This is a genomic window from Salmonella sp. WC3 (assembly GCF_042932255.1).
Taxonomy (GTDB): domain Bacteria; phylum Pseudomonadota; class Gammaproteobacteria; order Enterobacterales; family Enterobacteriaceae; genus Salmonella; species Salmonella enterica.
In genome coordinates, this window is sequence record NZ_CP170629.1 from 3,163,504 (window position 1) to 3,188,260 (window position 24,757).

Annotated in this window: 24 protein-coding genes and 1 pseudogene; 10 read left to right on the forward strand and 15 right to left on the reverse strand. The window is 53.1% G+C overall.

Annotation, left to right across the window (positions count from 1 at the left end; all coding sequences use genetic code 11):
* Positions 1 to 12: 12 nt before the first annotated feature.
* Complete coding sequence (locus tag ACFK9X_RS15585) at positions 13 to 600, reverse strand: Yip1 family protein (protein ID WP_001017057.1); 588 nt, start codon at positions 598 to 600, stop codon at positions 13 to 15.
* Between the two features lie 158 nt (positions 601 to 758).
* Between ACFK9X_RS15585 and ACFK9X_RS15590 the strand changes: the two genes are divergently transcribed.
* Positions 759 to 1,328: a DedA family protein gene (locus tag ACFK9X_RS15590; protein ID WP_001523476.1), complete on the forward strand. Its 570-nt coding sequence runs from the start codon at positions 759 to 761 to the stop codon at positions 1,326 to 1,328.
* 48 nt (positions 1,329 to 1,376) lie between these two features.
* Here ACFK9X_RS15590 and ACFK9X_RS15595 read toward each other — a convergent pair whose 3' ends face one another.
* Positions 1,377 to 2,138, reverse strand: a complete 762-nt coding sequence (locus tag ACFK9X_RS15595; protein ID WP_151116960.1) for an SDR family oxidoreductase — start codon at positions 2,136 to 2,138, stop codon at positions 1,377 to 1,379.
* 65 nt (positions 2,139 to 2,203) lie between these two features.
* The gene (gene mdtQ, locus ACFK9X_RS15600; protein WP_151116962.1) at positions 2,204 to 3,640 is read right to left on the reverse strand and encodes a multidrug resistance outer membrane protein MdtQ; all 1,437 of its coding nucleotides are present in this window, start codon (positions 3,638 to 3,640) and stop codon (positions 2,204 to 2,206) included.
* A gap of 318 nt (positions 3,641 to 3,958) precedes the next feature.
* Here mdtQ and yohP point away from each other — a divergent pair, with 318 nt between their 5' ends.
* Positions 3,959 to 4,042 (forward strand): small membrane protein YohP, encoded by an 84-nt coding sequence (gene yohP / locus ACFK9X_RS15605; RefSeq protein WP_000698460.1) that lies wholly within the window; start codon positions 3,959 to 3,961, stop codon positions 4,040 to 4,042.
* A 57-nt stretch (positions 4,043 to 4,099) separates the two neighbouring features.
* On the opposite strand, the gene dusC is transcribed toward yohP, so the two are convergent.
* From dusC to ACFK9X_RS15635, 6 genes and pseudogenes are all read right to left on the reverse strand, one after another.
* Complete coding sequence (gene dusC, locus ACFK9X_RS15610) at positions 4,100 to 5,038, reverse strand: tRNA dihydrouridine(16) synthase DusC (RefSeq protein WP_001264839.1); 939 nt, start codon at positions 5,036 to 5,038, stop codon at positions 4,100 to 4,102.
* Between the two features lie 108 nt (positions 5,039 to 5,146).
* Positions 5,147 to 6,340, reverse strand: a complete 1,194-nt coding sequence (locus ACFK9X_RS15615; protein ID WP_151116964.1) for a 3-hydroxybenzoate 6-monooxygenase — start codon at positions 6,338 to 6,340, stop codon at positions 5,147 to 5,149.
* Positions 6,341 to 6,354: 14 nt separating this feature from the next.
* A complete protein-coding gene (maiA, locus tag ACFK9X_RS15620; protein ID WP_151116966.1) occupies positions 6,355 to 6,999 on the reverse strand; it encodes a maleylacetoacetate isomerase in 645 nt (214 codons plus the stop codon).
* An 8-nt stretch (positions 7,000 to 7,007) separates the two neighbouring features.
* Positions 7,008 to 7,709 (reverse strand): fumarylacetoacetate hydrolase family protein, encoded by a 702-nt coding sequence (locus ACFK9X_RS15625; RefSeq protein ID WP_000170626.1) that lies wholly within the window; start codon positions 7,707 to 7,709, stop codon positions 7,008 to 7,010.
* A gap of 15 nt (positions 7,710 to 7,724) precedes the next feature.
* Positions 7,725 to 8,762: a gentisate 1,2-dioxygenase gene (gtdA, locus tag ACFK9X_RS15630; RefSeq protein WP_001289857.1), complete on the reverse strand. Its 1,038-nt coding sequence runs from the start codon at positions 8,760 to 8,762 to the stop codon at positions 7,725 to 7,727.
* Between the two features lie 11 nt (positions 8,763 to 8,773).
* Positions 8,774 to 10,131, reverse strand: a pseudogene (locus ACFK9X_RS15635) (MFS transporter).
* A 125-nt stretch (positions 10,132 to 10,256) separates the two neighbouring features.
* On the opposite strand from ACFK9X_RS15635, the gene ACFK9X_RS15640 reads away from it, so the two are divergent.
* From ACFK9X_RS15640 to preA, 8 genes are all read left to right on the forward strand, one after another.
* The gene (locus tag ACFK9X_RS15640) at positions 10,257 to 11,165 is read left to right on the forward strand and encodes a LysR substrate-binding domain-containing protein (protein ID WP_000024658.1); all 909 of its coding nucleotides are present in this window, start codon (positions 10,257 to 10,259) and stop codon (positions 11,163 to 11,165) included.
* Between the two features lie 131 nt (positions 11,166 to 11,296).
* Entirely contained in the window at positions 11,297 to 11,695 is a 399-nt protein-coding gene (locus tag ACFK9X_RS15645) for a CidA/LrgA family protein (protein ID WP_000045719.1), read from the forward strand.
* On the forward strand, positions 11,692 to 12,387 hold the full coding sequence (locus tag ACFK9X_RS15650) for a CidB/LrgB family autolysis modulator (protein ID WP_000989296.1): 696 nt from the start codon (positions 11,692 to 11,694) through the stop codon (positions 12,385 to 12,387). Before ACFK9X_RS15645 ends, ACFK9X_RS15650 begins: the two co-directional genes overlap by 4 nt.
* 153 nt (positions 12,388 to 12,540) lie before the next feature.
* A complete protein-coding gene (gene cdd / locus ACFK9X_RS15655; protein ID WP_151116971.1) occupies positions 12,541 to 13,440 on the forward strand; it encodes a cytidine deaminase in 900 nt (299 codons plus the stop codon).
* A 176-nt stretch (positions 13,441 to 13,616) separates the two neighbouring features.
* The gene (sanA, locus tag ACFK9X_RS15660; protein ID WP_151116973.1) at positions 13,617 to 14,336 is read left to right on the forward strand and encodes an outer membrane permeability protein SanA; all 720 of its coding nucleotides are present in this window, start codon (positions 13,617 to 13,619) and stop codon (positions 14,334 to 14,336) included.
* A complete protein-coding gene (locus tag ACFK9X_RS15665) occupies positions 14,333 to 14,578 on the forward strand; it encodes a DUF2542 family protein (protein WP_000605187.1) in 246 nt (81 codons plus the stop codon). Before sanA ends, ACFK9X_RS15665 begins: the two co-directional genes overlap by 4 nt.
* A 204-nt stretch (positions 14,579 to 14,782) precedes the next feature.
* Entirely contained in the window at positions 14,783 to 16,024 is a 1,242-nt protein-coding gene (locus ACFK9X_RS15670; RefSeq protein WP_151116975.1) for an NAD(P)-dependent oxidoreductase, read from the forward strand.
* Complete coding sequence (preA, locus tag ACFK9X_RS15675; RefSeq protein WP_151116977.1) at positions 16,018 to 17,253, forward strand: NAD-dependent dihydropyrimidine dehydrogenase subunit PreA; 1,236 nt, start codon at positions 16,018 to 16,020, stop codon at positions 17,251 to 17,253. Before ACFK9X_RS15670 ends, preA begins: the two co-directional genes overlap by 7 nt.
* A 74-nt stretch (positions 17,254 to 17,327) precedes the next feature.
* Here the strand turns inward: preA and mglC are convergent, their stop codons facing one another.
* The 6 genes from mglC to folE all read right to left on the reverse strand — a co-directional run bounded on the left by mglC (position 17,328) and on the right by folE (position 24,502).
* Positions 17,328 to 18,338 (reverse strand): galactose/methyl galactoside ABC transporter permease MglC, encoded by a 1,011-nt coding sequence (gene mglC, locus ACFK9X_RS15680; RefSeq protein ID WP_151116979.1) that lies wholly within the window; start codon positions 18,336 to 18,338, stop codon positions 17,328 to 17,330.
* Between the two features lie 15 nt (positions 18,339 to 18,353).
* Positions 18,354 to 19,874 (reverse strand): galactose/methyl galactoside ABC transporter ATP-binding protein MglA, encoded by a 1,521-nt coding sequence (gene mglA, locus ACFK9X_RS15685; RefSeq protein WP_000535914.1) that lies wholly within the window; start codon positions 19,872 to 19,874, stop codon positions 18,354 to 18,356.
* Between the two features lie 133 nt (positions 19,875 to 20,007).
* On the reverse strand, positions 20,008 to 21,006 hold the full coding sequence (gene mglB / locus ACFK9X_RS15690) for a galactose/glucose ABC transporter substrate-binding protein MglB (RefSeq protein WP_001036943.1): 999 nt from the start codon (positions 21,004 to 21,006) through the stop codon (positions 20,008 to 20,010).
* 498 nt (positions 21,007 to 21,504) lie between these two features.
* Complete coding sequence (galS, locus tag ACFK9X_RS15695; protein ID WP_151116981.1) at positions 21,505 to 22,527, reverse strand: HTH-type transcriptional regulator GalS; 1,023 nt, start codon at positions 22,525 to 22,527, stop codon at positions 21,505 to 21,507.
* A 149-nt stretch (positions 22,528 to 22,676) separates the two neighbouring features.
* On the reverse strand, positions 22,677 to 23,819 hold the full coding sequence (gene yeiB / locus ACFK9X_RS15700) for a DUF418 domain-containing protein YeiB (RefSeq protein WP_151116983.1): 1,143 nt from the start codon (positions 23,817 to 23,819) through the stop codon (positions 22,677 to 22,679).
* 14 nt (positions 23,820 to 23,833) lie between these two features.
* Positions 23,834 to 24,502, reverse strand: coding sequence for a GTP cyclohydrolase I FolE (gene folE / locus ACFK9X_RS15705; RefSeq protein WP_001139611.1), 669 nt, complete (start codon positions 24,500 to 24,502; stop codon positions 23,834 to 23,836).
* Positions 24,503 to 24,757 lie beyond the last annotated feature (255 nt).

Genomic DNA, 24,757 nt, shown 5'->3' on the forward strand with positions numbered 1-24,757 from the left:
CCCTTTTTCGCATCAGAACAGGCGGTAGCCGTATCCCCACAGGATCACGGTGATCGCCAGTAGCACCTCCAGGACCAGCACGCCGATAGCGAGCGTCGAACTGGAGAAGCTTAATCCTTCCTCTCTATTAATGTTAAGGAAAGTCGGAATACCCAAATACAGCAAATAGCCGGTGTAAAAGAGCGCGACAGCGCCGACCAAAGCGCATAGCCATACCAGGGGATAGAGCGCCACCAGACCACTTAAAAACAGCGGCGTCGCGACATAGCCGGCAAAAACCATACAGCGCGCAAGCGATGGCCGTTGCGGATAGTTTCGCGCCATCCACCAGATGACGCGTCCCATCACCGCGACGCCCGCCAGCATCACGCCGTAGAACAAGACCGCCAGCGCAAAAGCGGTAAACAGCGAGAGTTGTAACACGTTGCCGTCGCCAAAATTCCAGCCGATTTGCGTCGTGCCGATAAAGGCGCAGACGACGGGAATCGCCGCCATCAGCAAAACATGGTGCGTATAGTGATGCGAAACGGTTTCGTTTTCGCTTTTGATCACCTGCATTTCCCGATCGGGATGGGAAAAAAGCCCCCATACATGGTTCATACTGCCCCCTTCTGCTGCCTCAGATGCCAGTATGTTCAAGTATAATTCAGTTTCTGGTTATTTTATGAGCAATGGCAAAATAGTCTCCGGCAAAACGTCGGCTTTGCCGCGCACGCCTCTTGCCAGGGTGTATGCTTAATGCCGGAGGTGGTTTACGCATGGATATCAACACGCTTATTACGCATTATGGCTATGCGGCGCTGGTTATCGGCAGTATGGCCGAAGGTGAAACCGTTACCCTGTTGGGGGGCGTCGCGGCGCATCAGGGATTACTCAAGTTTCCGCTGGTGGCGGCGGCCGTCGCGCTGGGAGGGATGATGGGCGATCAGCTACTTTACCTGTTAGGACGATGCTATGGCGGGAAGATCCTGCGTCGTTTCCCGCGTTATCATACGAAGATTCGTCGCGCGCAGAAAATGATCCAACGCCATCCGTATCTGTTTGTGATCGGCACGCGTTTTATGTATGGCTTCCGGGTGGTTGGCCCGCTGCTGATTGGCGCCAGCCGCCTGCCGCCTAAAATTTTTCTGCCGCTGAATATTGTAGGCGCGCTGATCTGGGCGCTGCTGTTTACCACGCTGGGATATCTTGGCGGCGAGGTGATCGCGCCATGGCTGCACGACCTCGATCAGCATCTCAGGCACGGGGTCTGGCTGATTCTGGCCATCGTCCTGGTAGTGGGCGTGCGCTGGTGGCTGAAAAGACGCGGCAAAGCGGAGGCCCGTTAAACCCGATGGTATCCGGATGGCATAACGCCGCCATCCGGCACCCGGCGTTTATTTTGCGTTGAATTGCGGATTCGCCAGCATAAACCCGCCGTCGACAATCAGCGACTGACCGGTGGTATAGCTTGCTCCTTCCGAACACAGCCAGGCGACGAGGCTGGCTATTTCATGCGTAGAACCCGGTCGGGCAATAGGGATCGAGGGTTCCGATCCCGGCTCAATGTCGCTGTCATCCATATCATTCATCGGCGTGGCGATAGCGCCTGGCGCGACGGCGTTGACCAAAATATGATGTTCAATCAGTTCCAGCGCCATGGATTTAGTCAATCCGCCCAGCGCATGTTTCGCCGCGGTATAGGCGCTGGCTTGCGGAAGCGGCGTATGCTCATGGACGGAGGTGATGTTGATAATGCGCCCTCCCTCTCCTTGTTTAATCATATGCCGGGCGGCGATCTGCACGCAGAGAAACGCGCCATCGACGTCCACGGTAAAAATTTGCCGCCACTGCGTAAACGGCATATCAATAAACGCGGATTTGGTCATCGCCCCGGCATTATTGACCAGCACGTCAACGCGCCCCAGGCGCTGAATAAGATGTTCAATGGCCTGCGCGCCCTCGGGTAACTGGCTCAGGTCAAGATGAATGGTCTCTGCCCGCACACCAAACTGCGCCGCTTTTTTCGCCGTCTCCTGCGCGCCGCGTTCATCGGAATGCCAGGTGATACCAATATCAAAACCGTTTTGTGCTAATAACAACGCACACGCTTTGCCAATTCCCGAATCTGATGCCGTTACAATTGCGACTTTGGTCATATTCCTCTCCGGATGAATCATACACAGCCTAAGTATAGGAACCCTGTCTGAATCATCCGGAAAAATCAGGAATGATAACCGCCGCCCAGCGCGCTGGTAAGCTGAATGGAGGCATCCAGCCACTGGCCCTGCAACAGCAAGCCGTTACACTGCTCGCGTAGTGCCGGGATTTTGGCCTCGCTCACGCAGGAACCCGCAATAATACCGGCATTAAAGCGCTCTTGCGCCAGACCGACCACACGCTTCGCGTCATGCTCAATCTGCTGCTGATGCTGATTTTTCTGCGCCAGCGTCTCTACCTGACTGGCGGCGCGCGCCACATCATTAACCGCATCTACCACCGCTTTGTTGTAGTTGGCGATAGAAAGGTTGCTTTGCGCTTTGGCGATATCGAGGTTGGCATTCAGCCTGCCGCTGTCGAAAATCGGCAGCGTCAGCCCGCCGGTAATGCCATATTGCTGTGCGGAATGGCGGAACAGATCGCTCAGATGTAACGCATCCTGCTGTAAAAAAGCCATCAGATTGATATCGGGATAAAACGCGGCCTTCGCGGCGTCAATGCTGCTCAACGAGGATTCAATGTACCAGTGCGCGGCCTGTAGATCCGCCCGGCGCGCCAGCAACGAATACCCCAGTTGCGACGGTAACTGGCTTTCAACGGCGGGGAGACTCACCTGACGCAGCTTGAGCGCCGCCGATTGCGTATTGGTTAACGCGCTGAGCCGCGCTTCAATAACCTTCATTTTACCGTTAACGTCATTCAACTGCTGCTGGGTTTTGCTGGCGTCGATATCGGTCTCGACCCCTTCAACAGAAGAAGTAATGCCGTGTTGATACAGCTCCCGGTTTACCGTCACCACGTTTTGCTGCTCATGCTCGATTTGCATCAGCACATTTTTCAGCGCCGCCTGCGTCTGCCACTCCCAGTAGAGTCGCGCCACGCCGCTTGCCAGCAGTTGTCGGGTCTGCTCCTGCTCCGCTTCGCGCGCTTTGACCGCCCCGATCCGCGCGGTAACTTCAGCGCGGTTTTTCCCCCATAAATCCAGATCCCAGCCCGCCGTCAGGCCGAATGTACCGTTGGTATACCACGGCCCGGTCGTTCCCGCCGCGGGGTCGGTAATCGCGAATGGCCCCATCAGCCCTTCCGCGGACATTCGCTGGCGCTCAATGTCGGCAGAAAAGTCGAGCTGCGGGCCGTCCTGCGCCTCAACCGCTTTCGCCTGCGTTTCCGCCAGTTGAATACGCTGTTCAGCCACCTGCATATCCGGCGAATGCTGTATGGCATTATCGATCAGCGCGTCAAGCTGCGCATCGTGATACGCCTTCCACCACTGGCTATCCGGCCAACCGTTTTTCAATGCCGCCGGCAGGCTGGAATCCACATAAGAAGAGGGCGTCTGCTGGGTCAGCGACTGGCGGGTATCGTGCATAGGGGCGCAGCCCGCCAGCAAAATAAAAAGCGGTAAGCTCGCTGTCGCGGCAAGGAAAGAATTACGATTCATGGAGGTGTTCTGATAAAAAAAGGTGCGCAGAGAGTACGTCTTACGGCGATCTATTTTTTAGTTACGCGTGGCAATACATCATCAGACAACAAAAGACATATTTTGAAATTTATATGATTAGCAAATAATTTCATGCAATACATTTTTTTGATGTGATATTTCAGTATAAAGCCCCACTAACTCGTTAATAAATGAACAATTTTGCTGCAATACCCGCCAGCAGCCTTCATGAGTTAAACGTCGCCGCGCCCAACAAGGCAGCAGATGGCTTAATACTTTCCTATACTTTGTTTGTATTTACCAATAAAGGGACAAACAATGAAAATTCTTTTATGGGCAATCTTAATTATTTTTCTGATTGGGCTGTTGGTGGTAACGGGCGTGTTTAAGATGATTTTCTGATTCCTGCGCCGGGCAGTGATAGTATCTGCCCGGCACACGTTCTGGACGCTGTAGAGATTAGATTTTAATAGCCTGAATCGCCCGCGCAATCTCGGACGAACGGTTTAACGCCCGAATCGACTGAAAGAGTTCCGTCGCCTCAATATATTCCTTACGTAAATATCCCAACCACTGTTTAATACGCGCGACATGATATAAACCGGTATCGCCCTGCTTTTCCAGTCGGGTATATTTTTGTAATAACGTCACCACTTCCGGCCACGGCATACGCGGCTCGTTATACTTCACCACCCGGCTCAGGTTAGGAATATTTAACGCCCCACGGCCGATCATCACCGCATCGCAGCCGCTGGTCGCCATACATGCCTGCGCGCTCTGCCAGTCCCAGATTTCGCCATTCGCGATAACCGGAATAGTCAGACGCTGGCGTATTTCGCCGATCGCCTGCCAGTCGATATGCTCGGCGCGGTAGCCCTGCGCTTTGGTACGGCCATGCACCACCAGTTCACTGGCGCCGGCCTGCTGCACCGCATCGGCGATTTCAAATTTTCTATCGCCGCTATCCCAGCCGAGACGCACTTTTACCGTCACCGGCAGATGCGACGGTACCGCGGCCCGCATCGCTTTCGCGCCCTGATAGATGAGTTCGGGATCTTTGAGCAATGTCGCGCCGCCGCCGCTGCCGTTCACCACTTTTGACGGACAGCCGCAGTTCAGGTCCACGCCATACGATCCCAACGCCGTCGCCCGCGCGGCGTTTTCCGCCAGCCACTGCGGATGCTGACCCAGAAGCTGAATACGCACCGGCGTGCCGGACGGCGTGCGGCTGGCGTGATGCAACTCCGGGCAGATGCGATGAAACACTTTTACCGGCAGCAGCTGATCCACCACGCGCACAAATTCGGTGATGCAGAGATCGTAATCATTCACTTCGGTCAGCAGCTCGCGCACTAACGCGTCGAGCACGCCTTCCATCGGCGCCAGTAAAACACGCATATCGGTATCCACAGCAAAAAAAGAGGCGCTATCATAACGCCTCTCTGCGATGAGCAAAACTTTTTGCCGGGTGGCGGCGCAAACGCCACGCTACGTCACGTAAAGTGCTCAACGCGGCTCAAGACAGTTATCTTCTTTCCAGCCGTACAGCCATTCAATACCGCGATAAAACGCCTCCTGCGATTTCCTTTTCCACAACAGATTACGCACCTGACGCTCCACCCCGGCGGCGTGATAGAGACGCCCCATCTCGCGGGTAGACCAGACGATACGCGCCGTGCGGGGAATACGCACCGACTCATACAGCGCAAATGCCTGCTGCGCGTCGCCGTCGCAGCGTTCCAGCGCTTTGCCTAGCGTGACGGCGTCTTCCAGCGCCATACAGGCGCCCTGGGCCATATATTGCGCCACCGGATGCGCGGCGTCGCCCACCAGAGTGATACGCTCGGTTCCCCATTTTGCGACCGGCTCGCGATCGGCGGTCGACCAGCGGCGCCAGGAGGTCGGCTTATCCAGCATCTGGCGCGGGCGGGGATGAATGCCGGCAAAATAAGAGAGCACCTCTTCTTTACTGCCGTCTTTCACGCCCCACTCTTCTTGCTGGCGGCTGTGGAATGTCACCACCAGATTGTACTGTTGACCTCCGCGTAGCGGATAATGGACCAGGTGACAATGCGGGCCTGCCCAAAGCACCGGTGCGTTAATACGTAAATCGTCCGGCATATCGTCGCAATCAATCACCGCCCGATAAACTACATGCCCCGTTACGCGCGGCGCATCGCCGAGTAAACTTTGCCGCACGACCGATTTAACGCCGTCGCAGCCCACGAGAATATCCGCCGTCCAGCTATTTCCCTGCTCATCAAACACCGTAACGTCATCCGGCGTCTGGCGGATATCGACAATATGGGTCGAGGTACGATACTCCACGCCAGGGTGCGTCAGCACCGCTTCCCATACCGTTGCATGAATATCTACCCGGTGAATTACCGCATACGGCCCGCCAAAATGGTCGCGGAACGCCTGTCCGGTTTCAATGCATACCACTTCTTCGGCATTCACGGCATCCATCATGGTAATGTGATCGGTAAACACCGCACGCTGGCGGGCAACATCGCCCACACCGAGACTATCCAGCGCCGAAAAAGCGTTCGGCCCAAGCTGAATACCCGCGCCAATCTCGCCAATTTCGTGCGCTTTTTCCAACAGCATGACTTTTATTCCCTGGCGCGCCAGCGACAGCGCGGTCGCCGCGCCGCCGATTCCGCCACCTACAATAATTGCGCTTGTCACGTGAGTCATGGTCATTCTCCTTTTCAGGCCGGGATTTTATCTTGTTGATTTTCCGGCGCGGCGGCAATAAACGCCGGTAGCTGTACGCAGGCGTCATAAACGGCTTTACAGCGCGGATAGCCTGATAAATCGCAGCCCATCCTGAGCGCATTCGCCCACTGAGGAATCAGGCAGCAGTCCGCAAGGCCTGGCGCGTCGCCCACGCAGAATCGTCCGGACTGACTTTTACGCAATAGCTGCTCTACCGCGCTTAACCCTTGTTGTATCCAGTGGGCGTACCAGCGTTTTTTATCCTCCTCGCTAACCTTCAGCTCATCGGTCAGGTAGCGCAACACGCGCATGTTATTGATTGGGTGTATATCGCAGGCGATAGCGTAGACAATTTCCAGCGCCTGGCTGCGCGCCGGGTCGCTCGTCGGCAGCAGCGGCGTTTGCGGAAAATGTCGGTCCAGCCAGTCGACGATGGCCAGTGATTGCTCCAACGATTCGCCGTCATCAGTGACCAGCGTCGGCACCAGGCCTACCGGATTCATCCGTCGGTAGGCCAGCGCATTCTGCTGGCCGATACGAATATTGACGCCCACTGTCTGGTAATCAATCCCCTTTAACGCCAGCGCAATACGTACACGATAAGACGCCGAACTATTAAAGAAACTGTACAGCTTCATCGTTCACCTCAGACAATTTTCACAGCAATCGGCGTCAGACCTTCTACGTTCCCGGTGATGACATCTCCTTTCACCACTGCGCCCACCCCCTCTGGCGTACCGGTGAAAATCAAATCGCCTGGCTGCAATTCAAAAAAGCCGGACAAATAGCTGATGGTTTCATTCACCGACCAAATCAGATGACGAATATCGCTGCGCTGATGGTCTTCGCCGTTAACCTGTAGCCAAATAGGGGCGTTATCCACATTATGCGTTTCAGCGGCTTTGTGTAATGGCGCAATGGGCGCGGAGAGATCGAACGCTTTGCCAATTTCCCACGGGCGTCCCATCTGACGCATTTCCATCTGACGATCGCGACGCGTCATGTCCAGACCTGTGGCGTATCCCCAGACATATTCATGGGCTTTTTCCAGCGGGATATCGCTCCCCTTTTTACCAATCGCCACCACCAGCTCAATTTCATAATGGTAGTTATCGGTCTGCGCCGGATACGGCAGTTCCAGGGTATCCCCCTCCGCTACCGGGACGACAGCGTCCGCTGGTTTACAAAAGAAGAACGGCGGTTCGCGATCGGGATCAAAGCCCATTTCACGGGCATGGGCGGCATAGTTGCGACCCACGCAGTAAACGCGACGTACCGGAAACTGCTCATCACTGCCCGCCACGGGTACTGTCACCGGGGCCTGCGGCTGGAATACATATTTGGTCATGTTCTCTCTCCCTAATTAATAACGTGCTTCGCGGAACAGCCCCAGGGCTTCCTGAACCGGCTTGTCCGAAAAGCTGAATAACACCGTGTCTTCGCTGCTGCGAAACGACACCTCATGCCAGGTCGGCGCCACAAAAATGTCTTTTGCGGAAAAATGAAAAGTTTCGTTGCCGATAGTGACCTGCCCTGCCCCTTCAACGACGTGGTAGATAGTGCTGTCGGTGCTCCGCGCCACACGCGAGGCAAAGCCTTTTGGCAGCAGTTGCAGGAACGCGCCCATCGACGGCATCGGATAACCGCCGGTGACGGGATTAACGTAACGCAGCTTGTAACCTTCCCACTCATCCGGATCGCCCATACGGGTCAGATCGTGCAGCGCCTCGCGACTGCGGTCGTAACGGTAGTTGAAAATCGGCGACGAGTTCCCGCGCTGGTGGCGCAGCGGCAGCATATTCGCTGCATAGCGCGGCAGATAATCGCCCTCTTTTCGCGTCACCGGCTGCTGATCTTCGGGATAGTCTTCCGCAAACCCACAGCCCAGGAGGTTGACTAACGGCAGATCCAGACCATCCAGCCATACCACTGGCTCTGACCCCGGATTACCATGATCGTGCCAGCGCCACTGCGGCGTCAGGATAAAATCGCCGGTATGCATTGGCGTGCGCTCGCCGTCCACCGCGGTAAATGCGCCTTTACCTTCGACGATAAAACGCAGCGCCGACTGGTTATGGCGATGACTCGGCGCGACTTCGCCGGGCAGGATCAGCTGTAAACCAGCGTATAAGGTCGCCGTGATCGACGACTGACCGCGCAATGCCGGATTTTCCAGCACCAGCACCCGGCGGATCGCCTCTTTCGCGCCAATGACATTGCCGCTTTCCATCAGTAGCGGACGAATTTCCTGATAATTCCAGTAGGCCGGCGCGCAGTTGGCGTTTGGCGTCTGCGGTACCAGGTGATGTAACGATTCCCACAGCGGCGTCAGATTCTGCCCGGAAATATGCTGGTAATACTGCTGACGGCTATCTTTTACGTTCTGATTTATTTCAGACATGGAGATTCTCCTTATTCGTTTACGACGCTGGCACGCGGCAGGTCGTCAGGTACAGAAATCGAAAGGCGGACAACCACCGTCAGCAGGGTAAGCATTACCGCGCTGATAGCCGCCGGAATAGCAATGACAAAAAACAACGTATCGAAAGAGAAATTGAGGGCCATCATCATGCCGCCGGAGAGCGAACCGACAATCGCCCCGCAGCGTCCAATGGCGTTCGACCAGCTCACGCCCGTCGCCCGGCTTTGGGTGGGGTACAGCGTCGCCGTCAGAGCATTCAGCCCGACCTGGGAACCGCTAATACCGATGCCGGTACCAAAAATCGCCAGCGCCATCAGCCAAAGGCCGTTTTCGCTCAGGCCTATCATGACAATGCAAACCGCGCCCAGCGCATAGCTCACCGCCAGTACCCGGAACGGGTTAAGCCGGTCCATCAACACGCCGAGTAACAGCGCGCCAAGCGTGCCGCCAACCTGGAATGCGGCAGTCACCCACGACGCCTGTTGCAGATCAATACCGCGATGGTTAAGTAACGTCGGCATCCAGCTGGAAAGCAGATAGATAATGAGCAGGCTCATAAAGAACACCACCCATAACATCAGGGTAATGACAAGCTGTCGCCCGGCAAAAAGCTGGCGAATACTGCCTTTGGCGATGGCTGCCGTCTCATGCAGAAAGAATTGCGTATCGTGATAGCGCTCGCCGGTAATGGCGCTGACCGTCCGGGCGACAACGGCTTGCGATAGTTGGCGACGTACCTGCCAGCGGGGAGATTCCGGCAGCGCGAACAGCAGGCCGAAAAACAGCATCAAAGGCAAGATGCCGCCTAGCGCCAGAATTCCGTGCCAGCCAATCAGCGGCACCAGTTGCGCGCTCACAATCCCACCCATCGCCGACCCCAGGGTAAAACCGCAGAACATCAGCGTGACCAGCGCTCCGCGTCGACGAGCGGGAAGGTATTCCGACGTCATGGTGATGGTATTCGGCATCGCTCCGCCCAGTCCCAGACCGGTTAAGAAGCGCAGCAACACCAGGGTTTCTATATCCGGCGAGAAAGCGGAAAGCAGGCTCAATGCGCCGAATAGCGCCACGCAAAGCTCAATGACCCGCTTGCGGCCAAAGCGATCCGCCAGCGGCCCGCATAGCAGCGCGCCGGCCGTAAGCCCCAGCAGCCCTGCGCCAAACAGCGGCGCAAGTTCGCTGGCGCTTAGCTGCCAGTGGGTACGAATATCCGGGGCGATGAAGCCAATCGCGGCGGTGTCGAAACCGTCGAGCATAACCACCAGAAAACAGCAGATGATAACGCGCCACTGCATTTTGCCGACGGCGCGGCATCAATAAGGGCTTGTAGATCACGTCGTTGAGTCATAGCTAATGCCTCAGTGCAGGGAGATAGATGTTGTTTTTATGTTTGCTATGTTACGAGTTTGTAGAGTGAGCGATAAAATGTACAATGGCTTTTCAGGCAGAGACATAACCTGGAGGTTATAGCGAATGGCGAACTGGGCGCAGAAATTGAAATTACATCACCTGCAAACGCTGGTTGCGCTGGGCGAACAGGGCAACCTGACGCACGTCGCCCGGATGATGAATATCTCCCAGCCGGCGCTATCGAAGTGGTTATCTCAACTCGAAGATGAGATAGGCATCACGCTTTTTGAGCGCCACAGTAAAGGGCTACGCCCCTCGGAAGGCGGTAAATTACTGCTCCAGCACGCCCAGCGCCTAATTAACGATCTGGAGCGTTCACAGTATGAAATCGCCCGTTTCAAGCAGGGCGGCCTGGTTGGCAGCCTGAAGATCGGCTGTTCGCCCGTGGCGACTGACTGCGTATCACAGGCGATTCTGAGCCTGCTTAACGAAATGCCGACGCTGCATCTGAATATTGAAGAGAAGGTAATGACGCCGCTGCTGCACGATTTGCTTGCCGGTCAGGTGGATGTGGTGGTAGGGCGTGTCGGCGGCCGCGCCCTGCAACTGCCGCTTAATTATCAGGTACTTTATACCGAGCCGGTCTGCTTTGTGGCGCGTCCGCACCATCCGCTGGCCGCGCGAGCGCAGATCGCCTGGAGCGATCTGGCGCACTGGCGGTGGATAGTCTGGCCAACCGGCACCCCTATTCGCATCAGTATTGATAACGCCCTCGTCGATAATGGCGTCATGCTCCCGGAAAACACCATTGAATCGGCGTCAATGAACGTCAGCACCAATTTGCTGCAAAGCAGCGATATGATCTCTATTCTTTCTTTACGGCTGGCGCAACGCTATGCCAGCCAGGGGCAACTGGCGATTTTAAACTTGCCAAAAATTGAGCAAAAAGGCAGCGTAGGGATGTTCTGGCGTAAGAATGAGACGCCGTCTTTGGCCCTGAGTCGCTTTTTGTATTTTTTAGCCCAGGTTTAGCGCCGCCGACCAGGGGCATTGCCCGATGTTCCTGCTGTCTATACCCACTATGCTAAGAATTCATGATGTGATCGGTAGCACGTTTTAACGTTTAATTGTATGATGAATCCATCTCATCAAGGGCTTTAAACATGAGTAAGTCACTGAATATTATCTGGCAATATATACGCGCTTTTGTATTGATTTATGCCTGTTTGTACGCAGGCATTTTTCTTGCATCACTGCTTCCTATCACTATTCCCGGCAGCATTATCGGGATGTTAATTCTGTTTGTATTGCTGGCGCTGCAAATTCTGCCGGCAAAGTGGGTTAACCCCGGCTGTTATGTGCTGATTCGTTACATGGCGTTGCTGTTTGTGCCAATTGGCGTTGGGGTCATGCAATATTTTGACTTACTGCGCGCGCAATTCGGCCCGGTGGTGGTCTCTTGCGCTATCAGTACGCTGGTCGTTTTTGTGGTCGTAAGCTGGAGTTCACATCTGATACACGGTGAGCGTAAAGTGGTTGGGCAGAAGGGAACGAAAAAATGATGACATATATCTGGTGGTCGTTACCGCTGACGCTGGCGGTATTTTTCGCCGCCCGCAGACTGGCGGCGCATTTTAAAATGCCGTTGCTGAATCCTCTGCTGGTGGCAATGGTAGTCATTATTCCTTTTCTGTTGCTGACCGGTATTCCCTACGAGCACTACTTCAAAGGCAGCGAAGTACTTAACGATCTGCTGCAACCGGCGGTGGTGGCGCTGGCCTATCCCCTTTATGAACAGTTGCACCAGATTCGCGCGCGTTGGAAATCCATTATTAGCATCTGTTTTGTCGGCAGTCTGGTAGCGATGATTACCGGGACATCCGTTGCCTTGCTGATGGGCGCAACGCCTGAAATCGCGGCATCGGTACTGCCTAAATCCGTGACTACACCTATCGCGATGGCGGTGGGCGGCAGCATCGGCGGCATCCCTGCGATCAGCGCGGTATGCGTAATTTTTGTCGGTATTCTGGGCGCGGTGTTTGGCCACACGCTGTTAAACGCGATGCACATCCGTACTAAGGCCGCACGCGGGCTGGCAATGGGGACCGCCTCACATGCGCTCGGTACTGCGCGCTGTGCCGAGCTGGATTACCAGGAAGGCGCGTTTAGCTCCCTGGCGCTGGTGATCTGCGGCATTATTACCTCGCTGGTAGCGCCCTTTTTGTTTCCGCTCATTCTGGCGGTAATGCGCTAACGACGGGACAAAAGACCGGGTTAAAATTTGCGATACGTCGCGCATTTTTTATTTAAGTTTCACAAGTTGCATAAGCAATGAGATTTAGATCACATATTAAGACATAGCAGGCCCGTAAACTACGGTTCCATTACATTGTTATGAGGCAACGCCATGCATCCACGTTTTCAAACTGCTTTTGCCCAGCTTGCGGATAATTTGCAATCAGCGCTGGCCCCTATCCTGGCGGACCACCATTTTCCCGCCATGCTGACCGCAGAGCAGGTCTCGACGCTTAAAAATACGGCGGGACTGGACGAAGACGCGCTGGCTTTCGCACTGTTACCTCTGGCGGCGGCCTGCGCCCGTACCGATTTGTCCCATTTTAACGTCGGCGCGATTGCGCGCGGCGTTAGCGGCAACTGGTATTTCGGCGCGAATATGGAGTTCCTGGGCGCCACCATGCAACAAACTGTGCATGCTGAACAAAGCGCGATTAGCCACGCCTGGCTACGCGGCGAAAAAGGGCTCGCCGCCGTCACCGTTAACTACACGCCTTGCGGCCACTGTCGCCAGTTTATGAACGAGCTGAACAGCGGTCTGGATCTGCGCATTCATCTGCCGGGCCGCGCGCCGCATACGTTACGCGATTATCTGCCTGACGCTTTCGGGCCAAAAGATCTGGAGATCAAAACGCTGCTGATGGACGAGCAGGATCATGGCTTTACGTTAACGGGCGATACGCTAACGGGCGATACGCTAACGCAAGCGGCGATTACGGCAGCCAATAAGAGCCATATGCCTTATAGCCACTCACCGAGCGGCGTGGCGCTGGAATGTAAAGATGGCCGTATTTTCACCGGCAGCTATGCGGAAAACGCCGCCTTTAACCCTACGCTTCCCCCGCTGCAAGGCGCGCTAAACCTGCTGAGTCTCAATGGCTATGACTATGCGGATATTCAGCGCGCGATTCTGGCGGAAAAAGGCGATGCAGCATTAATTCAATGGGATGCCACCGCCGCAACGCTGAAAGCGTTAGGTTGCCATAATATTGACCGCGTGCTTCTCGGCTAAGCAAATGTGCCGGATAGCGACGCACTGGCGTCTTATCCGGCCTGACTCTCCTCTCCCGCGACCCGATACAAGGGAAATCATGCTGAAAATCTCCGCAATCAGACGGCGGTTTCTTGCGCTACGTCTTCGGGTACAGTAGCCTGATCGTACTTTCATCCTGGTATCGAGTTTCCTGCATGTTAAAGCGCGTGTTTTACAGCCTGTTGGTCCTGGTAGGCTTGCTGCTGTTGACGGTGCTTGGCCTCGATCGGTGGATGAGCTGGAAAACAGCGCCCTATATCTATGACGAGCTACAGGATCTCCCCTACCGCCAGGTTGGCGTCGTGTTAGGGACAGCCAAATACTATCGCAAGGGTGTCATTAATCAGTACTATCGTTACCGTATTCAGGGCGCGTTAAACGCTTACAATAGCGGTAAAGTCAATTACCTGCTGCTCAGCGGCGACAATGCCCTGCAAAGCTATAACGAACCGATGACCATGCGCAAAGACCTTATCGCGGCGGGCGTCGATCCTGCGGACATTGTGCTTGATTACGCTGGCTTCCGTACGCTTGACTCCATTGTGCGTACCCGCAAAGTGTTTGATACCAACGACTTTATTATCATCACTCAGCGCTTCCACTGCGAACGCGCCTTGTTTATTGCGTTGCATATGGGCATTCAGGCGCAGTGTTACGCGGTACCTTCGCCCAAAAATATGCTGACAGTGCGCCTGCGCGAATTTGGCGCCCGCTTTAGCGCGCTGGCGGATCTCTATATTTTTAAACGCGAACCGCGTTTTTTAGGCCCGCTGGTACCTATTCCCACGCAGCATCAGGTGCTGAATGACGCCCAGGGATATCCGGCCGTTACGCCGGAACAATTGCTTGAACTGGAAAAGAAAAAAGGGAAATGATCATGGATGTACAGACGATATTTGTCATATTAGCCTTTCTGCTACTCCCGCTTTTTTGCTTCCGTGAGGCCTGGAAAGGCTGGCGAACCGGCGCGGTAGATAAAGTTGTCAAAAATGCGCGAAAACCGGTTTATGTCTATCGCCATGCCGATCCCGTACAATATTGGTCTTATCTTTTTCTTTATACCGGTTGCGGTTTTTTATTTACTGGAATGATTATTTATCTTCTTTTTTATCGTTAATCTATTTATTATCCCTTTAAAATTGAGAATAGTTATTATTATGATATAAGGAACAAATGCTGTTTTGCATTCTGGTTTCATTTTTTTGTGAATTCTTTCACAGAATACCCTTCTTTCAATGCTTAGGCTGGCGGTAGATTTTGGATCATTAAAACGCGTTATTTGCGTTTCGCCTTAATTTATTCAAGCATTAAGGAAGATTATATGCCGCAACAAAATTATCTGGATGAACTCACGCCTGGTTTTACGCCATTACTGGCAATAAAAGAGGCTTCACGTTGTTTATTATGTCACGATGCGCCCTGTAGTCAGGCTTGCCCGGCGCAAACCGATCCGGGGAAATTTATTCGTTCTATTTACTTTCGCAATTTTAAAGGCGCAGCGGAAACTATCCGGGAAAATAATGCGCTTGGCGCCGTCTGCGCCAGAGTCTGTCCGACGGAAAAATTATGCCAGCGCGGATGTACACGTTCCGGAATAGATAAACCTATTGATATTGCACGCCTGCAACGTTTTATTACCGATTTTGAACAGCAGACTGCCATGCAGATTTATCAGCCCGGGAGTAAAATACGCGGGAAAGTAGCGATTATTGGCGCGGGTCCGGCAGGTTTGCAGGCAAGCGTGACGCTCACGCATTTAGGCTATGACGTCACCATTTACGAAAAACAGCCGCAGCCCGGCGGATGGCTGCGTCACGGCATCCCGGCATTTCGTCTGCCGCAAAGCGTTCTCGATCAGGAAATTGCCCGCATTGTAGAAATGGGCGTCAATATTAAATGTAATTGTGAGGTGGGCGGGTCGCTATCGCTTGCGCAACTCAAAGCCGAATATCGCGCCGTGCTGATGACCGTCGGGATGTCCTGTGGTTCTGATTTACCGTTATTTGAGCAAGCCAATCACGTAGAGATTGCCGTTGATTTTTTACAGCGCGCCCGTCAGGCCGACGGCGATATTAGCGTTCCGCGTAGCGCATTAATTATTGGCGGCGGCGACGTAGCGATGGATGTCGCCAGTACGTTAAAAATTCTCGGCTGTCCTTCCGTCACCTGCGTGGCGCGGGAAGAATTAGCCCAATTTCCCGCCAGCGAAAAAGAATTTACCAGCACGCAGGCATTAGGCGTATCGATTATTGATGGTTTTACGCCTGTCGCCGTCAGCGGAAATAAAGTGACCTTCCACCATGTACGCCACTCAGGAGAACTGACGCTGGAAGCGGAAAATATTATTTTGGCCGTGGGGCAGCACGCGCGACTGGATACCTTTGCGGAGATAAAAGCGCAGCATAATATTATCGACACGCACAATTATCAAACCGACGACCCGGCGATCTTTGCCGCTGGCGATATTGTTAAAGGCGATAAGACCGTCGTTTATGCGGTAAAAACCGGAAAAGAAGCCGCTCAGGCTATTCATCATTATTTAGAGGAGGCCTGCTCATGTTAACAAAAGATTTGTCTGTTACCTTTTGCGGCATTAAGTTTCCCAATCCGTTTTGTCTTTCTTCTTCTCCGGTAGGCAACTGTTATGAGATGTGCGCCAAAGCCTATGATACCGGCTGGGGCGGGATCGTTTTTAAAACCATTGGTTTTTTTATTGCCAACGAAGTCTCTCCACGTTTTGATCACCTGACGAAAGAAGATACCGGTTTTATTGGTTTCAAAAACATGGAGCAAATTGCTGAGCATCCGCTGGAAGAGAATCTGGCCGCCATTCGACGGCTAAAACAGAATTATCCGGATAAGATGCTGATTGCTTCCATCATGGGGGAAAATGAGCAGCAGTGGCAAGAACTGGCGCGTCTGGTTGAAGAAGCCGGCGCGGATATGATTGAGTGTAACTTCTCTTGCCCGCAGATGACCTCGCACGCCATGGGAAGCGATGTAGGGCAAAGCCCGGAGCTGGTTGAAAAATACTGCCGCGCCGTAAAACGCGGTTCATCTTTGCCAATGCTGGCGAAAATGACGCCGAATATTGGCGATATGTGTGAAGTCGCGCTGGCCGCCAAACGCGGCGGAGCCGACGGTATCGCCACCATCAACACCGTGAAATCCATTACTAACATCGACCTGAACCGCAAAATCGGGATGCCGGTGGTTAACGGTAAATCCAGTATCTCCGGTTATTCAGGAAAAGCGGTGAAACCCATTGCGCTGCGTTTTATCCAGCAGTTGCGAATGCACCCTGAACTGCGCGATTTCCCGATTAGCGGTATCGGCGGCATTGAAACCTGGGAAGACGCTGCCGAATTTCTGCTGCTGGGCGCGGCGACCCTACAGGTGACGACAGGCATTATGCAATACGGTTACCGCATTGTAGAAGATATGGCGAGCGGCCTCAGCCACTATCTGGCCGATCAGGGATTTGCCTCATTACAGGAGATGATCGGGCTGGCGAATGGCAATATTATCCCGGCGGAAGACCTGGATCGCAGCTATATCGTCTATCCGCGGATTAATCAGGAGAAATGCGTCGGCTGCGGACGTTGCTATATCTCCTGCTATGACGGCGGCCATCAGGCGATGGAGTGGGATGAACACAGCCGCACGCCGCATTGCAATACGGAAAAATGCGTCGGTTGTCTGCTGTGCGGTCATGTCTGCCCGGTCGCCTGTATTGATTTAGGCGAGGTCAAATTTAAAAAAGGCGAAAAAGAGCACGCGTTAACGCTGTAGCTCGCGGTATGAAGCCCGGCGCGCAGTTTCGCTGCGCCGGGTTATCTGATAAGCAAGGCAATAGGTCTGGATAACTACTTCTTACGCGCGTATTTCAGCGAGTCCAGCGCCACGGCGAAAATGATAATGCCGCCTTTGATAATGTACTGCCAGTACGGGTTTACCCCGATATAGGTCAGGCCGTAGTTGATGACGGTAAAGATAATGACGCCGGTCACCACACCGAAGACCGTACCCACTCCGCCGCTAAATGATACGCCCCCGACAACGCACGAGGCAATCGCATCCAGTTCATACATAAAGCCGAGGTTGTTGGTGGCAGAACCAATACGCCCTGCTTCCAGTAAGCCGCCGAAGGCATAAAACACGCCGGAGAGCGCATAAATCATCAGCAGGTTCAGCGCCACGTTTACGCCAGAAACTTTTGCCGCTTCCGGGTTGCCGCCAATAGCAAAAATGTTTTTACCAAAGCGGGTCTTATTCCACAGCACCCAGACAAACGCTACCGCAATCAGGGCGTAAAAGGTGATGTAGGAGAGCCGGAAACTGCCCATCGCCACAAAGCCCTGCGCAAAGGTGGAAAAGCCGCTGTCAAAGCCGGAAATGGGCGAAGCGCCGACAAAGTCATAGTAAAGGGAGTTGATCCCATAAACGATAATCATCGTGCCAAGCGTGGTAATAAACGGCGTCACGTTCAGGTAAGCAATGATGATACCGTTCACCAGGCCAATCACCGCGCCAATCGCGCAGACAATCAGGATGACCAGCGCAATCGGCATGGTCGCCATTTCCGGAAACACTTTGTTGGCGTTTTCCATTGATTGCAGTAATGTTGCCGCCACAACCGCCGCCAGCCCTACCTGACGCCCCGCCGACAGGTCTGTCCCCTGGGTGACGATGAGTCCCGCCACGCCCAGCGCGATAATAATACGTACCGAAGATTGCGTCAGAATATTACTTAAATTCAGCAAACTTAAAAAAGTCGGGTCCTGGAAAATAATAATCGCCAGCAACACTAAAAGAACGACGTAAATTCCGCCCTCTTTCAGCCAGGTCAAAAAGCTTTTCTTGTTTAACGCACTCATAAGGAGCCCCTGATCTTAAAGGTGCAAAGAAGCAAGACGCAAAATTTCGTTTTGCGTTGTTGTTTTAGTATCGACAATGCCGGAAACGAGACCGTTACTCATCACCAGGATACGATCGGTAATCCCTAACAGCTCCGGCATTTCAGAAGAGATAATGATGATCCCCTTGCCTTTTTTCGCCAGTTCCGCAATAAGCTGATAAATTTCAAATTTTGCGCCGACATCAATGCCGCGGGTCGGTTCGTCCAGCATTAATATTTCCGGCTGCGTCAATAGCCAACGACCAATGATCACCTTTTGCTGATTGCCGCCGGAAAGTGAACCAATTTGCGTGCGATGCCCCGGCGTTTTTACCCGCATGGAATCAATAACCCATTGGGTGTCGCTTTTCATCCGGGAATTATCCAGTAACCCCACTTTATTTTTATAATTACGGATATTCGAAATTAATGAGTTAAATCCGATATCCAGATAGGCATAAATTCCGGTGGAACGACGCTCTTCCGTCACCAGCGCAAAACCGTGGTTAATCGCTTCGTTCGCAGTGTGATTATTAATTTTCTTGCCATGTAAAGTGATTGTCCCGGACGACTTCTCACGAATGCCAAACAGCGTTTCGACGATATCGGTACGCTTTGCCCCAACCAGACCGGCAATGCCCAGAATTTCGCCCTTGTGCAAATCAAAGGAGACATCGCGAATGGAAGGCTGGCGCAGCGAGGTCAGGTTACGTACCTCCAGAATCACGTCGCCCGGCTTATTTTCTTTATCCGGGAAACGCTGGTTCAGGGAACGCCCGACCATCATCGCAATGATCTTATCCATATCCAGCCCTTCCAGCGGCTGGGTGGCAATCCACTGACCGTCGCGCAAAATAGTAATTTCATCGCACAATTGAAAAATTTCTTCCATTTTATGCGAGATATAAACAATACCACAGCCGCGTTCTTTCAGCTTGCGAATAATCGTGAACAGATGATTAACCTCTTTCTCAGTTAACGATGAGGTCGGTTCATCCATAATAACGATCTTAGCGTTATAGGAAAACGCCTTCGCAATTTCGATCATCTGCATTTGCGAAACGGATAACGTTCCTACGCGCGCGCGCGGGTCAATATCGATATCCAGTTCATCAAATATCGCTTTGGTATCCTGGTACATTTTATCCTGGTCGACAAACATACCTTTGGTGGGATAACGTCCCAACCACATGTTATCCATGACCGAACGTTGTAATACCAGATTTAACTCCTGGTGTACCATCGAAATCCCATTCTCCAGCGCTTCTTTCGCCGAATGGAAGTCCACTTCTTTTCCCTGAAATACAATGCTGCCGGAATCTTTTTGATAAATACCGAAAAGACATTTTAATAATGTTGATTTGCCTGCGCCGTTTTCACCCATTAATGCATGAATAGAGTGCGGACGAACGTTTAAGTTGACATTATCAAGCGCTTTCACGCCGGGAAATGATTTGTTAATGCCACGCATTTCCAACAAATATTCACCCGACGACGGAGAGATCGTGCTGCCCATAATGATACCCTGTCGGCCTTTTTAATTATGACTATCCGCGCCGGATGGCAAAAGAAATACGTTATCCGGTCTGCGGCACGTCACCCTTCCACGGTTTCAGGGCGCAACAAAATTGCGCCCACAGACGGAAAAGTTATTTTTGGGTAAATTCGCTCAGATTATCTTTGTCCACGCCGACATAAGGCACGCGCACGATTTTGTTCTCAATCTTCCAGCTGGTGCCGTCAGCCGCGCCCTTGCCTTCGGCGAGGTTTTTCGCCAGATCGAATGTCGCTTTCGCCTGATTGTTGGCGTCATTCAGTACCGTACCGGCCATCGCGCCCGATTTCACCAGCGCCAAAGCTTCCGGTAACGCATCGACGCCAAAGACCGGAATCGACGATTTATTATGCGCTTTCAGCGCCTCTACCGCTCCCATCGCCATCGCATCGTTATTCGCGATAACCACTTCAATCTTGTTAGCGTTCGGGCCAGACAGCCAGGCATCCATCTTATCTTTTGCCTGCGCGGTATCCCACATGGCGGTGTCTAACGCCAGTTGCTCGGTCTGAATACCTTTATCATTTAACTCTTTCACCACATACGTCGTACGGGCTTCAGCATCCGGGTGCCCCGGCTCGCCTTTCAGCAGAACATACTGAATTTTACCGTCTTTATTCAGATCCCAACCCTGATTCGCCTGCCAGTGTTTGGCAATCAAGTCGCCCTGAATCACACCGGATTCTTTAGAGTCAGTCCCGACATAATACGCCTTGTCATAGCTGTCCAGCGCTTTGCGGGAAGGCTCTTTGTTAAAGAACACCACCGGCACATTTTGCCCGCGCGCTTTCTCAATCACCGTACCGGCGGCTGCCGGGTCGACCAGGTTAATCGCCAGAGCTTTAACCCCTTTCGCCAATAAAACGTCAATTTGATCATTCTGTTTGGACTGATCGTTTTGCGAGTCATTCATCAGTAGCTGAACATCCGGCGCGGATTTGCCATCTTTTTCAATAGCCTTACGCACCACGGACATAAAGTTATCGTCATATTTATAAATCGTCACGCCAATACGAGTATCAGCCGCGTGTGCGTGCGCGCCGAATAACAGACTTGCCATCACGGCAGAAAGGGTCAGTACCTTCTTATTCATGGTAGCTCCGGTTTTATTATATAGGGTATAGCGTAAAAAAATGCCCGGCTGTTCAGCACGTTAACGCGTGTTACTGAACGCCGAAGCGTATTTAGAGCCTATCTCACCAGGCGTTATTGGCGCAGCCAGTTTGGACACGGAAAGCGCGCAAAAACCGGAGCGTACACGTAGTACGTGAGGTTTGACTCGCTACGCTCGCCCTTCGGGCCGCCGCTAGCGGCGTTCAAAACGCTAACGCGTTTTGGCGAGCACTGCCCAGGTCCAAAATGGCAAGTAAAATAGCCCTAATGGGATAGGCTCTTATTCAACTCTTTATTTTTGTCCGGTAGTCGCGGGATATTGTGATAACGGTTTTTATAAGCGAAATACCCCAGCAAAACTGACAACTAACTGTTACACATTAGTTACAGTGCGACAAACGTTGTCATCATAGCTATCACAATGTTAATAAACTGTGAATTTACTCACAGATTGAAAACGGTTACATGCGGGGCGTAATCAGTTAGTGATCAGTACCGCATTCTGTCGCCATGCCACCGAATGGCGCCGCACCAGGGTCGGCATAAAGCAGTGCGTCGCCGTGATATCCAGCGTGCCTGCGGCCCCCTGTAACGCCAGCTCGGTCGCGATTTTCGCCATAGAAGCAATAGGATAGCGCACGGTAGTCAACTGAGGATCGGTATAACGAGCAATAGGGATATCATCGAAACCGATGACAGACAGATGCAAGGGAATGGCGATGCCGTTATCTTTTAACGCCGTCAGCGCGCCCGCCGCCATGTTATCGTTATAGGCAAATACCGCCGTCAGTTGCAGATTGCGTCCCAGCAACTCAACCATTGCCGACTCGCCGCCCTGCATGTCCGGCGTGCCGGTGCCTATCCAGCTCTCCGACGCAGCAATCCCCTGCTCTTGCAGCGCGTGTAACCCCCCTTCTCTGCGCATCGCGTCGTCTTCAATACGGTGGCTGGAGGCCAGGTAGCCGATGCGTTGATGTCCATTATTCAGCAACATTCGGGTCGCCATTCTGGCGCCGATCACATTGTCGAGACAAACACAACGATGCGCATAACCCGGCACGATACGGTTAATCAGCACCATACCGGGGATCTGATCCATAAAGTCGCTCAGCTCGCGATCGGTTAAGGCTTTTGAGTGAACAATCAATGCGTTACAACGCTGACGGATCAAGACTTCAATCGCATGGCGCTCTTTTTCCGCCTCATGATAACTGTTGCTAATGAGAACATATTTCTGGTGCTGCTGCGCGACCAGATCTACGGCTTTCACCAGAGCGCCGAAAAAGGCATCGGAAACATCCATGACCACGACGCCGATGGTGTCGCTCACCTGGGTGGCCAGCGCTTGCGCATTCGCATTTGGCCGATATCCCAGCAGGGTGACGGCCTGCATAACGGCGTCACGGGTGTCGGGACTGACCAACGCGCTGTTATTCAGTACGCGGGAAACGGTCGCTACAGACACGCCAGCCTGGCGCGCTACATCACGAATGGTGATCATATTCACTGCCCTGTTTGAGTTCAAAAATGCTCACAAATGCCCCGTTAACAGGCGGCTATTTTGTCAGCACCCTGCCCAGGACTACGTGAGAAACATCACAGGGATGGAAACGGTTACAGCGATTTTGTTAATGAATGTGATTCAGATCGTTATCTGAGCGATCCTGACGCGCGCAACGTGAGTTGACGCCATAACCACTCGACCGGTCCCTGTCGCCAGAAACGTAGCCAGATGACGGAAAAGAGAAGGTTTATTGCCCATACCGGAACGACAAAGAACAAGATTTCCAGCCGATTGAATTCCATAAATAAGCCAAACTGATAAAACAGCGTGGTACAGATGATCGTCTGCAGCAGATAATTGGTCAGCGCCATTCGCCCTACGCAGGCAATGGCAAGCGTCAGTCTGCATCGGCTAAGCTGCGGCCAGAAGCCAAACATCAGCGCGGCATAGCCCAGCGTTTGCAACGGCGCGCTCAGTTCGCGCGGCGCCTGCAATAAGAAGGCGCACCAGCGGTACGCCCAGTCCAGCCGCCATTGTAAAATGACCGCAGGCAGGTTGATCATTAGCCCTAACGCCACCAGCAGAGCCCCGGTACGGCGATAGTGCCGCAGACTGTACTGACCTTTCAGCCAGCCGCTACGCATTAGCGCGGCGCCCAGCAGCATCATACCTGCCAGTTGCCAGCCATACTGCGCGCCGAGCGCCAGTAAACTATTTGACAGCATCTCTGCCCGGTTGCTGATAGCCTCCATGCCGCCGTTCAGCTTCCAGTATTTTTCATACAATATTGCCGACGCATCCGGCGTCCAGGCGCGGCTGGTTTCGCTACTCGATACCACGCCCAGCAGCAGTAGCACGCCAATCCCGACCAGATAAAGGAGTATGCCGGTATTGAACAGGCTTTTTACCGAAGGCGCGTCGCGTACCAGTCGCCAGCAAATTAATCCGACCAGACCGTAGGCCAGCAGAATGTCGCCGTCCCAAAAGAATAACGCATGGATAAAACCTAACAGTACCAATAGCGTCAAGCGCGATTGAATCCACTGTTTACCACGCGGAAGCAGCATTTGTAGCCCCGCGCCAAACAACAACGCGAACAGCGTAAGAAACTTAGCCTGCGCCACAATATCGAGAATCGCCCAGGACCAGGCGTCTTCGGGAACGATCGCGCCGTACCAGGCGGGATTGAGATAAGCCGCCTTCGGCAATCCAAAGGCGCTAATGTTAAGAAGCAGGATACCGAGGATAGCGACGCCACGTACAAAATCCAGCGTGACATTACGCTCCATCGTCTCCGCCTTAATCATGGATGATGGCGAACGGCACGCAGAAACTCCTGGCGCGTATTCTGGCTGGACTTAAACAATCCGCCCAGCGACGTCGTCGTCGTGGCGCTGGTTGCGTCACGAATACCGCGCGCTTTCACGCAGTAATGCACCGCATCAATCGATACCGCTACATTATTGGTGCCGAGCAAGGTTTGCAGCGCCGTCAGAATTTGTTGGGTCAAACGTTCCTGAACCTGCGGACGCTGGGCGAAGAATTGCACGATGCGGTTAATTTTCGACAGGCCGATCACGGAATCTTTGGGGATATACGCGACGGTCGCTTTGCCATCAATGGTCACGAAGTGATGTTCACAGGTGCTGGTCAGCGTGATATCGCGGACGGTGACCATTTCATCCACCTTCATTTTATTTTCAATGAGGGTAATTTTCGGGAAATTAGCATAGTCGAGGCCAGCGAAAATCTCGTCAACGTACATCTTAGCGATACGATGCGGCGTTTCCATCAGACTGTCATCGCTCAAATCGAGATTCAGCAACTGCATAATCTCAGTCATATGCCCTGCGATAAGGCTTTTTCGCGTTTCATTATCCAGTTCATCCATAGGCGGGCGCAGCGGCGTTTCCAGCCCCCGGGCAACCAGCGCGTCATGAACCAGGGCCGCTTCTTTACTGAGTGATGGCATTAATCGTGTTCTCCTGCAGGTGTGGCGCCTCTGCCCTGCATGGGGCAAAGTTTGTCAATATTGTGACAGTGTGATTATTGTGCGTGAGGTAGCGCACATAATCCAGTATTCACGCCCATAATTGTTGAAATTGTCGCTGCCTTTCATGACATCTTTTCCGGTGCGAGAATGATGGCAGGACAAAGGGCATATTTGTTAACGCAACGTTATTTAAATGATGAAGCATGTTTATGTATTACGGAAGTGAAAGTTACT

What these genes read in the sequence shown, in the direction of transcription:
- ACFK9X_RS15585 (WP_001017057.1), bottom strand. Translation starts at nt 600, where the DNA reads ATGAACCATGTATGGGGGCTTTTTTCCCATCCCGATCGGGAAATGCAG.
- ACFK9X_RS15590 (WP_001523476.1), top strand. Translation starts at nt 759, where the DNA reads ATGGATATCAACACGCTTATTACGCATTATGGCTATGCGGCGCTGGTT.
- ACFK9X_RS15595 (WP_151116960.1), bottom strand. Translation starts at nt 2,138, where the DNA reads ATGACCAAAGTCGCAATTGTAACGGCATCAGATTCGGGAATTGGCAAA.
- mdtQ (WP_151116962.1), bottom strand. Translation starts at nt 3,640, where the DNA reads ATGAATCGTAATTCTTTCCTTGCCGCGACAGCGAGCTTACCGCTTTTT.
- yohP (WP_000698460.1), top strand. Translation starts at nt 3,959, where the DNA reads ATGAAAATTCTTTTATGGGCAATCTTAATTATTTTTCTGATTGGGCTG.
- dusC (WP_001264839.1), bottom strand. Translation starts at nt 5,038, where the DNA reads ATGCGTGTTTTACTGGCGCCGATGGAAGGCGTGCTCGACGCGTTAGTG.
- ACFK9X_RS15615 (WP_151116964.1), bottom strand. Translation starts at nt 6,340, where the DNA reads ATGACTCACGTGACAAGCGCAATTATTGTAGGTGGCGGAATCGGCGGC.
- maiA (WP_151116966.1), bottom strand. Translation starts at nt 6,999, where the DNA reads ATGAAGCTGTACAGTTTCTTTAATAGTTCGGCGTCTTATCGTGTACGT.
- ACFK9X_RS15625 (WP_000170626.1), bottom strand. Translation starts at nt 7,709, where the DNA reads ATGACCAAATATGTATTCCAGCCGCAGGCCCCGGTGACAGTACCCGTG.
- gtdA (WP_001289857.1), bottom strand. Translation starts at nt 8,762, where the DNA reads ATGTCTGAAATAAATCAGAACGTAAAAGATAGCCGTCAGCAGTATTAC.
- ACFK9X_RS15640 (WP_000024658.1), top strand. Translation starts at nt 10,257, where the DNA reads ATGGCGAACTGGGCGCAGAAATTGAAATTACATCACCTGCAAACGCTG.
- ACFK9X_RS15645 (WP_000045719.1), top strand. Translation starts at nt 11,297, where the DNA reads ATGAGTAAGTCACTGAATATTATCTGGCAATATATACGCGCTTTTGTA.
- ACFK9X_RS15650 (WP_000989296.1), top strand. Translation starts at nt 11,692, where the DNA reads ATGATGACATATATCTGGTGGTCGTTACCGCTGACGCTGGCGGTATTT.
- cdd (WP_151116971.1), top strand. Translation starts at nt 12,541, where the DNA reads ATGCATCCACGTTTTCAAACTGCTTTTGCCCAGCTTGCGGATAATTTG.
- sanA (WP_151116973.1), top strand. Translation starts at nt 13,617, where the DNA reads ATGTTAAAGCGCGTGTTTTACAGCCTGTTGGTCCTGGTAGGCTTGCTG.
- ACFK9X_RS15665 (WP_000605187.1), top strand. Translation starts at nt 14,333, where the DNA reads ATGATCATGGATGTACAGACGATATTTGTCATATTAGCCTTTCTGCTA.
- ACFK9X_RS15670 (WP_151116975.1), top strand. Translation starts at nt 14,783, where the DNA reads ATGCCGCAACAAAATTATCTGGATGAACTCACGCCTGGTTTTACGCCA.
- preA (WP_151116977.1), top strand. Translation starts at nt 16,018, where the DNA reads ATGTTAACAAAAGATTTGTCTGTTACCTTTTGCGGCATTAAGTTTCCC.
- mglC (WP_151116979.1), bottom strand. Translation starts at nt 18,338, where the DNA reads ATGAGTGCGTTAAACAAGAAAAGCTTTTTGACCTGGCTGAAAGAGGGC.
- mglA (WP_000535914.1), bottom strand. Translation starts at nt 19,874, where the DNA reads ATGGGCAGCACGATCTCTCCGTCGTCGGGTGAATATTTGTTGGAAATG.
- mglB (WP_001036943.1), bottom strand. Translation starts at nt 21,006, where the DNA reads ATGAATAAGAAGGTACTGACCCTTTCTGCCGTGATGGCAAGTCTGTTA.
- galS (WP_151116981.1), bottom strand. Translation starts at nt 22,527, where the DNA reads ATGATCACCATTCGTGATGTAGCGCGCCAGGCTGGCGTGTCTGTAGCG.
- yeiB (WP_151116983.1), bottom strand. Translation starts at nt 23,819, where the DNA reads ATGGAGCGTAATGTCACGCTGGATTTTGTACGTGGCGTCGCTATCCTC.
- folE (WP_001139611.1), bottom strand. Translation starts at nt 24,502, where the DNA reads ATGCCATCACTCAGTAAAGAAGCGGCCCTGGTTCATGACGCGCTGGTT.